Genomic DNA, 12,355 nt, shown 5'->3' with positions numbered 1-12,355 from the left:
GTTATTCTCCTGACTCGAACCGTTCACAACAGGCTCAAGCGTGCGCGTGCGCCAGTTCCAGGGCGCCATAGCGCTCGCAGTGAAAATCGGCATCGCCCAGGGTTGCCTGAGCCACCCGGATACGCTTGAGGTACAAGCCCACATCCAGCTCATCGGTGACGCCAATGCCGCCGTGCATCTGCACCGCTTCATTCGCGACCTTGATCGCCGTCTGCCCGGCCTTCCACTTCGCCAGACTGGCCAGGCGCTGACGCTCGACCTCGCTCAGGCGTGTATCGTCCAGCGCTGCCAGCCCGGCCATCACCGCGCTGCGCGCCAGTGCCAGGTCGACATACAGCTGCGCCGCACGGTGTTGCAGGGTCTGGAAAGAGCCAATGGCCACATCAAACTGGACGCGGGTCTTGAGGTAATCGAGGGTCATCGCGAAGAGTTTTTCAGACATGCCGAGCATCTCGGCAGCCAGGCACACTCGACCGCGATCCAGCGCAATAATCAACGCAGGCATGGCAGATCCGGCCTCGCCGAGCAGTGCTTGCGGCCCGACCTGTACCTGATCCAGCTGCAACCGTGCATGGTTGCGCGAGTCAATCAGCGGTAACGCAACCACAGTGAGGCCCGCAGCGTCGGCCGGTATCAGAAACAGGCTGATACCCTGGGTGCCCGTGCGTGCTGCCACCAGATAACCGTCGGCACCGAGCCCGTCGATCACACAATATTTATCCCCGGTCAGGCTGTAGCCATCGCCATTGGGCACGGCTTGCAACGAGACCTTTTGCGGGTTGTGACGCGCGTTTTCGTCCAGCGCCAGCGCCAAGCGCCGCTCACCGCTGATGGTCGTCGACAGCCAGCAATCCTGTTGCTCGGCATTGCCCTGCAGGTGCAGCAAGGAACCGCTGAGCACTACGCTGGAGAGCAGCGGCGAGGCGCTGAGCGTGCAACCGATGGATTCAAAGACAGGGCCCAGGCCCATGCAACCGAAGTCCAGCCCGCCGAGGTTTTCGGGGAACGGTATAGCGCTCCAGCCCAACGCCACTGCGTCTTGCCACAGTCGCGAGTCAAAACCATCGGGCTGGGGCTCATCGCGCAAGGCGCGCTGGCGGGACACCGGGCTGCGCGCCGCCAGGAACTCGCGGGCGCTGTCGGCCAACATCCGTTGATCATCGTTATAAAGCAGGTTCATGGTGGGTTTCCTTACTTCACATCAGGCAGGCCGAGGACCCGCTTGGCAATCACGTTGAGCTGGATTTCTGAGGCACCGCCAGAAATGGTCAGGGCGAAGCTGTTGAGCCAGCCACGGGTGATGGCCTGCTCCTGGGGGCTGAACGCCTCCTTGTCCCAGCCCAATGCGTGATAACCCATGACATCCAACAGCACTTCGAACTTGTCCCGTTCCTGTTCGGTGTGGACCAGTTTCATGATCGACATCAGCCCACTGACGTCTTGCCCGGCGCGGGCTTCTTCACCCATGCGCTGTACGGTCAGGTTGTAGCTGTGCTCGTCCATGGCACAGGCCACAGCCCGCGCCACCAGCGCCGATTCGCTTTGCCCCGCAGGTTCGGGCAAGTACTGGCCGACCAACGACAACAAGTGAAAGTGCGTCGGCAGGCTGAACTCGCCGAATTTGGACATGGCTTTGCGTTCGTGCTGCAACAGGCGCTTGGCCAAGTTCCAGCCGCCGTGCAACGGGCCAATCAGCTGGCTTTTCGGGACTTTGACTGCATCGAAGAACACCTGGCAGAACGCAGATTTGCCGCTGATCAAATCAATCGGCGCAACGCTCACCCCGGGGCTTTTCATGTCGAGCACGATCAGGCTGATGCCCGCGTGCTTGCTGGCGGCGGGATTGGTGCGGACCAACGCATACATCCAGTCCGACTTGTCTCCGTACGAGGTCCAGATTTTGCTGCCATCAACTACAAAATGATCGCCAGCATCCCGGGCGGCGGTTTTCAGGCTCGCCAGGTCAGAGCCGGCATTGGGCTCGGAGAAGCCCTGGCACCAGCGCACTTCACCGCGAGTCATCGGGGTGAGCAGGTCTTTCTTTTGCGCTTCGCTGCCGAACTCCAGCAGCACCGGGCCAAGCATCCAGATGCCCAGATTGATTTGTGGCGGGCGGCACTTCAGGCGGCGCAGCTCACTTTCGAGCACGGCGTTATATTCCGCGCTCAGCCCTGCACCGCCATATTCGGCAGGCCAGTCCGGGCAGAACCAGCCCTTGTCGCGCATGCGCTCAAACCACAGCTGGGCATCGGCATTGGGGAACTCGACATCCCTTGCACCCCATACCAACTCGCCTTCAGGAATCGCCTTGCGCTGGGAGGGTGGACAGTTGGCCTCAAGCCAGCTGCGGGTTTGCTCTCTGAACTGGTCAATGGTGTTCATGTTATTTCACCTGTAAATAAAGATCCCCGTAGCAGCTGCAGAGCTGCGCGAGGCTGCGTCCGGGGACGAAGTCCTCGTCAACCCTGCACACTCGATGTATCTGAAACACCGTGTTGAATGGTTTTGCGGCCGCTTCGCAGCCGGACGCGGCCTCGTTCAACTCGTCCGCTGCTACAAGACCTCTATTAACGCTGGGTACGGGGCATGCCCAGGCCGAATTGGGCTATCAGCTCGCGCTGGATTTCATTGGTGCCGCCACCAAACGTCAGGGTCACGCTGGCACGTACTTCGTACTCCAGGTCGCCCTGCAACAACGACGCCGCCGAACCGCCGCGCACCAGACCATTGGCACCTACGATGTTGCTCAACAGGCGCAGAATCTCGATCGCCGATTCGGAGCCGTAGACCTTGGTGGTCGAGGCCAGCGCCACGTCCATGCGCTCACGCTCAAGATCAGCGGCAATGCGCAGGTTGATCAGGCGCATGGCTTCCAGCCTTGCGTAACACTGCGCCAGACCTGCGCGCACCCAGGCTTTATCGGTGGCACGCACGCCGTTTTCATCCGTTTCCCTGGCCCACATCAGCACCCGGCGAAACAGCCCGACAACCTTGTCCGACCAGGCACCCAGGCCCAGCCGCTCGTGGTTCAGTTGGGCGGTGATCAGCTTCCAGCCACCGTTCAGCTCGCCCACCAGCATGTCTTGGGGCACCCGGACGTTATCGTAGTAGGTAGCCGCAGTCGGGTTGCTCGTGGTCGGGATCACCGTGGTCGAGAAGCCTTGCGCCTGGGTGTCGAGAATCAGGATCGACACGCCCTTGTGCCGTGGTCGTTCTGGATCGGTACGCGCCGCCAGCCAGATGTAATCCGCCGACTCGGCACCCGAGGTCCAGAGCTTGTTGCCATTGACCACAAAACTGTCGCCTTCAAGGCGGGCCGTGGTTTTGAGCACCGCCAGGTCGCTGCCCGCATCCTGTTCGGAGTAGCCGATGGCAAAGATGATTTCGCCCGCAGCGATGCCCGGCAAGAATTTGGCCTTTTGCAATTCGGTGCCGTGAGCCATCAGCGCAGGCCCAACAGTGCTGATGGTCACAAACGGCAGCGGCGCCCCGGCAATGTTCGCTTCTTCAAAGAAGATGAACTGCTCGGTGGGGCCGTAGCCCTGCCCGCCGTGCTCCTTGGGCCAGCCCACGGCCAGCCAGCCGTCGCGCCCCATCTGGCGGATGGTGTCGCGGTACAGTTCGCCGCCCTCTTTGCCACGCAATTGCTCACGCAACTGCGGGGTCATCAGGTTTTGGAAGTAGTCCCGCACCTTCAGGCGCAGGGCGTGTTGTTCAGGCGTGAGGTCGACGAACATTCAGGCTGCTCCCAGAATCAGGCCGCTGGTAGGAACACCCGTGCCAGCAGTCACCAGCACGTTTTCCACATTGTCGACCTGGTTGACCGCACTGCCACGCACCTGGCGCACCGCTTCAGCCACGCCGTTCATGCCGTGGATATAAGCCTCGCCCAGTTGCCCGCCGTGGGTATTGATCGGGAACTTGCCGCCACGGGCATGGTGCCCGGCTCGGATGAATTCCTTGGCTTCGCCACGCTCGCACAGGCCGAACTCTTCGAGCTGCGGCAGTACAAACGGGGTGAAGTGGTCGTAGATGACCGCGGTTTGCAGCGCCTCCGGGCCCAGGCCCGACTGGCGATACAGCTCCTTGGCGACCACGCCCATTTCCGGTAGCCCGGTAATGTCGTCGCGGTAGAAGGAGGTCATGATCTGCTGGCCCGACGTGATCCCCTGGGAGCCGGCCTTGATCATCACCGGCTTCTGGCGCAGGTCCTTGGCACGCTCGGCCGAGGTAATCACCATCGCCACCGCACCATCGGATTCCTGGCAGCAATCGAGCAAATGCAACGGCTCGCAGATCCAGCGCGAGGCCTGGTGTTCTTCCAGAGTGATCGGCTTGCCGTAAAAGAACGCCGCCGGGTTGGTGGCGGCAAAGTCACGCACCGCCACCGCCACGCGACCGAAGTCTTCAGAGGTGGCGCCGTAGGTGTGCATGTAGCGCTGGGCAAACATGCCGACCCATGAAGCCGGGGTGTGCAGGCCGTGGGGCATGTACCAGCCGTAGTTGACGTTTTCGAAGATCGGCGTGGAAGCAAAGCCGTAGCTGCCGCTGCCGAAGCGATACCACGAGCGCTCGTTCATGGCGCGGTAGACCACCACCACTTTGGCCACACCTGTGGCGACGGCCATGGCCGCGTGCATGATCGGCGCGCAGGCCGCACCACCACCGTGGGGTACCTGGGAGAAGAATTTGACGTCCTTGCAACCCAGCAAGCGGGCGATCTCGTATTCCGGGACTTTGTCCACCGAGTACGAGCTGAAACCCTCAACCTCGGACGGGTCGATACCCGCGTCTTTCAACGCAGCCAACGTGGCTTCAAGCGCCAGGCGCAATTCGGTGCGCCCGGAGTTTTTCGAAAATTCGGTCGCGCCCAGGCCAACGATGGCAGCGCTGCCGGAAAGTGTCGATTGCGTCATGTGTGCTGTCTCCCGCGATCAGGGCAGAACCAGCGCGACCGTTCCGGTCACGTGGTTGCCCATGGAATTTTTGCCGCTGAGGGTGATTTCCACCGTGCGGGTGGCGGCGTCCAGGCCGGTAACCGCGCCATTGAACGTCATGCTGTCGCCGGGGTAGTTCGGCGCGCCAAGCTTGATTTTCAGCGAGGCAAAACGTGCCTCAGGGCCAGCCCAACCTTCGACATACCGCTGCACCAGCCCATTGGTGGTGAGGATGTTCATGAAGATGTGCGGTGAGCCCAGGGCCTGAGCGGCGTTCAGGTCATGGTGGCCGGGGAAGTAGTCGCGGGTGGCGATAGCGCCGCCGGTGACCAGGCCCACGGTGATCGGGATCGCCAGTTCCGGCAGGGTTTCGCCGGGGCGCACGTCGTCAAAGCGCTTGGTGTTCTGCAAGGTCATATTTCCATCCCAGCTTGTCGTTATGGCTCAGCCAGTCGCCGAGGCGTTCCAGGCAGGCTGGCGATCCTCCCAGGGCACAGCCCAAAGCGCGGCTCCAGTAGAGAAAGCGATGCATCGGGTACGTCAGGTCGACGCCGATACCGCCGTGTACGTGCTGGGCGTTGTGCCCAATCACATGCCCCGCTTCACAGGCCTGCCAGGCGGTGGCCAGTGCTTCGCTCGGCGCAGGCAGACCGGCATCCAGGCGGTAGCACAATTGCCACAGGCAGCTGCGCAGGGCTTCGAGGGCGATATGGGCGTTGGCCATGCTCATTTGCACGGCCTGAAAGCTGCCGATGCTGCGTTCAAACTGACGACGCTCGGTGACGTACTCCACGGTGCGGCGGATCTGTTCGGCGCTGACCCCCAGTTGCAGCGCAGCCAGCGAGGCGATGGCCCGTGGCTCCAGCCAGCCGAGTGCGGCTGCGGGGAGCAATTGCCCGGTGCTGATCAGCAGCCCGTCGATGTGTAAATCGGCAACCGCCTCACCGTGAGTCATGCGACCGGGTACAGGCTTGACGGCTTTGTTTGCCAGTTCGACCAACGCCAGCCGGGCTTGCCCTTCGACCGTCACCAGCAGCAGGGCCGCTTGCGACTGTTCAGCCAGCGCCAGCGCACCGACATGACCGCTCAAGCACCATCCGCCGTCCACAGATTGAGCGTGCAACCCAATGCCCCGGGCGTTGTACAAACCACTCAAGTCCAGGGTCAGCAGCGCCTTGCCCGCTGCAGCGTCAACCGCCCACGACTGCAAGGAAGGGTCGGCAAATTGCGCCAGCGTGGCGGCCGCCAGTTGATGACGCCACAACGGCACTTGCCCCAACGCCTGACCCTGGGCCTGCAGTACGAGCATCAACTCGGTCATGCCCAGTCCGCTGCCACCCTGCGCTTCAGGGATGGCCAGGGCTTGCAGGCCGGTCTCTACACACAGCTGCCACAGCGGCTCCATGTAGGCCTGCTCGCGGGTGTCGAACTGACGCAAGCGGTCATCGGTGCAATAGTCGGCAAACACACTGCCGGCCATTTCTGCGATGGCGCCTTGGTCTTCGGTGAATTCGAAATCCATGCTGCCCTCCCCTTACTCGACCACAGGCCGGAACATGGGCAAGGTCAGCTCGCCGTCGAAGGTCTGGAATTCAAGCTGCAAGGGCTGGCCAATACTCAGCTCTTCGCGCTTGACGCCTGTAAGCCCGGCCACCAGACGCACGCCCTCTTCCAGCTCGATCAGGCCGATCGGGTTGGGATGGTCGAACGGTGCCACTTCGGGGTAATGCATGATCACAAACGAATAGAGGCTGGCACGGCCGCTGGCCTGCACGCTGTCCCAATCGAACGAGTGGCATTCGATGCACACGGGAGCAGGAGGATGGCGCAGAGTCTGGCACTGGGTGCAGCGCTGGATCAGCAACTTGCCCGCATCACAGCCTTCCCAGAAGAAACGGGTGTCATCACTCATGCCCGGCTTGGGACGCTTGACTGCCGGGGCTGCCTCGACCTTGGCCGGTGCTTCTTTGGCCGCGTGGTTGTTGGCCGGACGGAACTTGAATACGCGAAACAGCAACTGCCCCACCGCTTCGTCGCCACTTTTGTGTTCAACGAAGTAGTTCATCACCAGGGTGACGAAAAAACCTGTGCCCAGGCCGGTGGTTTTCTCGTCGCCTACCGAGTCCAGCCGGGTGGTGTAGTAGAGTTTTTCCCCCGGACGCAGATTGCGTTCGAAGGTCAGCTCGGAGTTCACCGCGACCACGGATGCATAGCCATAAGACTCAATCAGCTTGAGCACTTCATAGGGGTTTTCGGTGGTCGAGCCCGGTGCGTAGTTGTTCAGGTGGAAGCCTTCCATGCACCACACCTGCAACATCGCAGGCGGTGCCACCAGCCCGTCCTGAGCGCTGATGGCGGCAAAGGCCGGATCGGTGTAAAGCGGGTTGTCCACGCCCATGATCTCGCACCATTGGCGGATCATCGGGGCGTTGACTTCGTCCCAGGCGTAGACGCGACCATACTCACGCCCCACCAGGGCGCGCACGTCGGTTAGCAATTGAGAATCAGCCAAGTTCGTCTCCTGCGTGTCAAGTGCAGCAACCCGGTGGTCGCCGCTGAAGGTCGTCAATGCGCAGCGCTCAGAAATGCCGGCCGTTCGCCGCCGCCGTGCAACAACAGATTGCAGCCGCTGGCATAGCCGGCCATGGGCGAGGCGATAAACAGGCAGGCGTTGCCGATGTCTTCCGGCAACGCCATGCGCCCGGCCGGAATACCGGCACTGACGGCTGCGATGCCTTGTTCGTCGCCGTAATGCAGATGCGCCTGTTCGGTGCGTACCAGCCCCGGACTGACCGCGACCACCCGCACCTTGGGCGCCCACTCCACGGCAAGGGATTGCACCAGCGCCAATACCCCGGCCTTGGCCGCGCCATAAGCCGCGGTGCCAGGGGATGCGCGCAAGGCGCTGATGCTGCCGATAAACACGATGCAGCCGCCTTCGGCCTGTTGCTGCATCAAGGCGTTGGCCTGTTGCGCAACATTCAAGGGGGCGATGAGATTGAGGCGAATAATGCCTTCGTGGAAACGTGGCGAAGCGCTGCCAGCCTCTGCTGGCGGGCTGCCCCCGGCATTGTTGATCACCACATCGAGACGACCGAAGTCAGCGCGAATGCCCTCGAACAATGCCTTGAGCGATTCCTGGTCGCGCACATCGCACGCCATGAAAATCGCCTGCGTCGAGCCTGCCCCGGGCAACATTTCAGGTGTTGTCCTGCCACACACAATCACCTGTGCCCCGGCTTGCAGAAAGCTGCGGGCGATACCGGCGCCGATGCCTTTTGTACCGCCGGTGACCAGCACCACTTTACCGCTGTAGTCCAGCCCTGAGAGTTGGCCCATGACATGCTCCTTTTCTACTGATGGAGCCACTCTAGGGGCAATCCGGGGGCTGCTCGTCGTCTGAACGGACGATGAAGCGCAACCGGGTGAACGCAACAATCCAGCGCACGCTGTGGTGACAGCCCCTGTTAACGAGGAACCCCATGTCAGACCCATCTGCCGCGCCGGTATTGCTTGAATTCCCGACCCCGGGCGTGGCCTTGCTGCGCCTTAATCGCCCCCAGGCCACCAACGCCCTGAGCCTTGAGTTGCAAGGGTTGTTGTCACGCTATTTCACGGAACTGGCGCACAACCCTGACGTGCGCTGCATCCTGCTGACTGGCGGTGACAAAGTGTTTGCCGCTGGCGGCGACATCAACAGCATGGCCGGGGTCGGCCCGATTGATATTTACCAGCGCCATACCGAGCGGGTCTGGGCGCCGATTCAGCATTGCCCCAAACCGGTCATTGCTGCGGTGTGCGGCTATGCCTATGGCGGTGGTTGCGAGCTGGCGATGCTGGCCGACATCATCGTGGCCGGGCGCAGTGCCAAGTTTTGCCAGCCCGAGATACGCATCGGCATCATGCCGGGCATCGGCGGCACCCAGCGGCTGGTACGTGCCGTGGGCAAGGCCAAGGCGATGCGCATGGCCCTGACCGGGCAGCCAATTACGGCTGAAGAGGCCTGGGTTTCGGGGTTGGTGAGTAACGTGGTCGATGATGACCAGGTACAGGCTTATGCCCTGGAGATGGCCCAGTTGATCGCCGCTATGCCCCCGCTGGCTGCCGAGCAAATCAAGGAAGTGATACTGGCGGGCGTGGACGCACCGCTGGAGACCGGGCTGGCCCTTGAGCGCAAGGCCAATGCGCTGCTGTTTGCATCCAGGGATCAAAAAGAAGGGATGCAGGCATTTATCGAGAAACGTGCAGCGCGGTTTGAAGGGCATTGAGCGGCGCGCCCCTGTAGTCGCTGACGAGTCGTGCGAGGCTGCGTTCGATCGCACAGCGGTCGCAAAACAGGTACACGCGCAGTGCCTGATTAACCGTGCAGGCCGATTTCACGACTGCTACGTCGCAATGGCGCACCAAGCCGAACGCAGCCTCGCACGACTCGTCAGCGACTACAGGTCGTGAATGCAACCCACCAACCAGGCCGGCCGCAGGCCGGCCGGTCGGCCGCCTCGGCGGGCAGTGCTTTTGATCTGCCCGCCCCTTCGGGAGGCCGAGTGGAGGTTCTGCGCAGTGGGTCGATCGGCATGGATACCGGGAGAGCCGTGTTGGGCCAGGGATGGCCCGTCACGGCGGGCCCACGGAGCGAAACCATCATTTCAGTTAACCGCAAATGCCGGATATGTACCCCGTGTGCCAGTTGTTTTGCGATGCACCCGCACCTATGCCGAGTCCATATCCATTCGATATGTCAGCTGACGAGTGAAACGAGGCTGCGCAGGACGCCTACAGCAACCCCGCCCGCAACTCATTCTTCGCCACTTTGTTCGACGCATTCACCGGCAGCGCCTCATAAAACCGCACCATCCTGGGAACCTTGTAGTTGGCCATATGCTCACGGGCCCACAGGATCAGCCCGGCTTCATCCAGCGCCTGACCATGACGCAACACCACGCAGGCACACCCCACCTCCCCCATGCGCTCGTCAGGTACTCCGATCACCGCCACCTGGGCAATCGCCGAATGCTCTATCAACCCGGCTTCGATTTCCGCCGGGTAGCAATTGAATCCGCCCACGATAAACATGTCTTTGAGCCGGTCGGTGATGCGCAAGTTGCCCGACGCGTCCTGCTCGCCAATGTCGCCTGTGTGCAACCAGCCTTCACTGTCGATGGTTTCAGCCGTGGCGTGCGGGTCTTCGAAATACCCCTTCATCACGTGAAAACCACGCAGGCAGATTTCCCCCGTACTGCCCGCCGGCAATGCCCGGTTTTGCGGGTCGCGAATGCTCACTTCGGTCCCCGGGATCGCCCGGCCACTGGTGCCGGCAATAACCGTCGCAGCGTCGCCCGGGTCACAGATGGTCGCCAGGCCGCCGCACTCAGTGAGGCCATAGGCGGTGGTGACGACCGAGAAGCCCAGTTCGCGACGCATGCGCTCGATCAGGATCGGTGGAATGGTCGCCGCGCCCGTGACGGCAATGCGCAGGCTCGACAGATCGGTTTCAGCCAGCTTGGGATGGGCCAGCATCGACAGGTACAAGGTCGGCGGCCCCGGCAGCACGCTGATGCGCTCAGCCGCAATACGCTGGAACACCGCTTCGGCATCGAACACCGGATGGGGCAGGATCGTCGCGCCCGCCAGCAGGCACGTCAGCCAGCCCGCCTTGTAGCCAAAGGCATGAAAAAACGGGTTGATCACCAGGTATCGGTCACCGGCCTGCAGACCGATCACTTTCACGTACTCGCTAAAGGCCCGGATATTCTGCCCGTGAGCGCTCATCACGCCCTTTGGCTTGCCGGTGGTGCCGGAAGTGAACAGCAAGTCGCTCAGATCATCAGCGCCCACCCCGGATGCCCGCAACAGCGCTGCCGATTCACTGATGGCCGTACCCAGGGCCAGAAAGCCGTTCCAGTTCAGGCCCTGGGAACTGCCAGCCGTGGTTTCGCCCAGCAGGACCAGACACTCAAGGCTCGCCGGACGACAGGGCGCCAGCATCGCCAGATAATCAGTCCCCAGAAACTGCGGCTGCACGAATAACACCCTTGCCCCGCTACGCTGCAGGATATCCGCAGCTTCACTGCCTTTCATGCGGGTGTTGATCGGCACCATCACCGCGCCCGCACAGTGGATGCCCAATGCAGCGATGATCCAGTCCCGCCCGTTAGGTGCCCATATCGCCACCCGATCGCCCTTGCCGATGCCCTGGGCCATCAGGCTGCGGGTTACGGCCAGGGCCAGGCCCGGCAGTTCGCTGTAGTCGGTGCAGGTCCCATGCTCTTCAATGGCGGTACGCCCGGCATGGTGCTGCGCGGCACTGAGCAGTAATTGTGGAATCGAGCAGGGCAGGATCTGTTGCAGGCTGGAAGTCATCAGGCACTCGTCTGGCAGATTATTCGGGAAAGCACACACGCAGTTGTTCGCTGTTGGGCACTGATTGGCACGCCAGCACCCAGCCGTCGTTCAGTTCTTGTTGGTCAAGGGCATCGTTGCGCAGCATCTCTACACTGCCGCGCTCAACCGTACACATGCAGGTCGCGCAGGAACCCACCAGGCATGAACTGGGCGGTTTCAACCCCGCGCGCTGCATGGCGTTGAGCAGCGTTTCGCCTTCAGCACAGGGTACTTCGAACTCTTCACCGTCAAGGCGAACCGAAAGCTGGCTGCCAATCACATCGGTGTTGACCGGGCCCGGGGCCGCCACGCTGCCTTCTTCAGGCAACGACACAAACCGCTCGACGTGGATGCGCCCGTGGTCCATGCCGATGTCATGCAAGGCGCTGACAGCAGCGTCCATGAACGGGCCAGGCCCGCAGATATAGGCCTGGGCATGAACAAATGGCAGGGCCATCTGCGCAAGTTGCGCCACGCCAGGAATACCCTGTACCGAGTCCAGCCAGTGAATCACCTGCAAGCGCTGGGGGTAGGCACTGGCCAGGGCTTTGAGCTCAGCCGCAAAAATCACCGACGCTTCATCACGGTTGGCGTAAACCAGCAGAATCCGGCCTGTACCGGCAATCAAGGCCGAGCGCAGGATCGACAGCACCGGAGTCACCCCGCTGCCGCCACCAAACAGCACAAAGTCATCGTCAAAATGCCGAGGGACAAACACCCCGGCCGGGGCCAGCACCTCAAGTTGATCGCCTTCGCGCACGTGCTCGCACAACCAGTTGGAAGCACGCCCGTCCCGGACTTGCTTGATCGTTACGCGCAACGGTTCGTCTTGCAGCGGCGTGCTCGACAGCGAATAGCAACGCGGCAACCAGCCGCCTTCGAAGGGTACGCGCAAGGTCAAGAACTGCCCGGGCTTGTAGGCAAACTGTTCACGCAGGGCCAACGGAACGTCGAACACCAGGGATCTGGAGTCCGCCGTTTCAGTCACGACTTGCGCCACACGCAGGGAGAAATACGCAGGTTGGGTCATATCAGAT

At 62.1% G+C, this 12,355-nt stretch carries 11 protein-coding genes; 1 reads left to right on the top strand and 10 read right to left on the bottom strand.

The window, feature by feature from the left end; translation table 11 throughout:
• Positions 1–34: 34 nt before the first annotated feature.
• The 8 genes from V6P94_RS13880 to V6P94_RS13845 form a co-directional block, all read right to left on the bottom strand.
• On the bottom strand, positions 35–1,180 hold the full coding sequence (locus tag V6P94_RS13880; RefSeq protein WP_338647102.1) for an acyl-CoA dehydrogenase: 1,146 nt from the start codon (positions 1,178–1,180) through the stop codon (positions 35–37).
• Between the two features lie 11 nt (positions 1,181–1,191).
• On the bottom strand, positions 1,192–2,382 hold the full coding sequence (locus tag V6P94_RS13875) for an acyl-CoA dehydrogenase family protein (RefSeq protein ID WP_338647100.1): 1,191 nt from the start codon (positions 2,380–2,382) through the stop codon (positions 1,192–1,194).
• 185 nt (positions 2,383–2,567) lie between these two features.
• The gene (locus tag V6P94_RS13870; protein ID WP_133077440.1) at positions 2,568–3,737 is read right to left on the bottom strand and encodes an acyl-CoA dehydrogenase family protein; all 1,170 of its coding nucleotides are present in this window, start codon (positions 3,735–3,737) and stop codon (positions 2,568–2,570) included.
• On the bottom strand, positions 3,738–4,916 hold the full coding sequence (locus V6P94_RS13865) for a lipid-transfer protein (RefSeq protein WP_048351818.1): 1,179 nt from the start codon (positions 4,914–4,916) through the stop codon (positions 3,738–3,740).
• A gap of 18 nt (positions 4,917–4,934) precedes the next feature.
• A complete protein-coding gene (locus V6P94_RS13860; protein ID WP_133077439.1) occupies positions 4,935–5,354 on the bottom strand; it encodes a MaoC family dehydratase in 420 nt (139 codons plus the stop codon).
• Positions 5,326–6,459 carry an acyl-CoA dehydrogenase family protein gene (locus V6P94_RS13855; RefSeq protein WP_338647095.1) on the bottom strand — a complete coding sequence of 378 codons (1,134 nt, stop codon included), beginning with the start codon at positions 6,457–6,459 and terminating at the stop codon, positions 5,326–5,328. The genes V6P94_RS13860 and V6P94_RS13855 overlap by 29 nt, the downstream gene beginning before the upstream one ends.
• Positions 6,460–6,471: 12 nt before the next feature.
• Positions 6,472–7,449, bottom strand: a complete 978-nt coding sequence (locus V6P94_RS13850) for an OB-fold domain-containing protein (protein ID WP_133077437.1) — start codon at positions 7,447–7,449, stop codon at positions 6,472–6,474.
• A 53-nt stretch (positions 7,450–7,502) separates the two neighbouring features.
• The gene (locus V6P94_RS13845; RefSeq protein ID WP_133077436.1) at positions 7,503–8,276 is read right to left on the bottom strand and encodes an SDR family oxidoreductase; all 774 of its coding nucleotides are present in this window, start codon (positions 8,274–8,276) and stop codon (positions 7,503–7,505) included.
• A gap of 143 nt (positions 8,277–8,419) precedes the next feature.
• On the opposite strand from V6P94_RS13845, the gene V6P94_RS13840 reads away from it, so the two are divergent.
• Positions 8,420–9,205 (top strand): enoyl-CoA hydratase-related protein, encoded by a 786-nt coding sequence (locus V6P94_RS13840; protein WP_133077435.1) that lies wholly within the window; start codon positions 8,420–8,422, stop codon positions 9,203–9,205.
• Between the two features lie 505 nt (positions 9,206–9,710).
• Here the strand turns inward: V6P94_RS13840 and V6P94_RS13835 are convergent.
• Positions 9,711–11,297 (bottom strand): FadD3 family acyl-CoA ligase, encoded by a 1,587-nt coding sequence (locus V6P94_RS13835; RefSeq protein WP_338647091.1) that lies wholly within the window; start codon positions 11,295–11,297, stop codon positions 9,711–9,713.
• A gap of 19 nt (positions 11,298–11,316) precedes the next feature.
• A complete protein-coding gene (locus V6P94_RS13830; RefSeq protein WP_338647088.1) occupies positions 11,317–12,348 on the bottom strand; it encodes a ferredoxin--NADP reductase in 1,032 nt (343 codons plus the stop codon).
• Positions 12,349–12,355 lie beyond the last annotated feature (7 nt).

It is taken from the genome of Pseudomonas sp. ML2-2023-3 (assembly GCF_037055275.1).
In the GTDB taxonomy this organism is placed as follows: Bacteria; Pseudomonadota; Gammaproteobacteria; order Pseudomonadales; family Pseudomonadaceae; genus Aquipseudomonas.
Note: the sequence above shows the minus strand (reverse complement) of the source record. Positions and strands in the feature narration are given on the sequence as shown.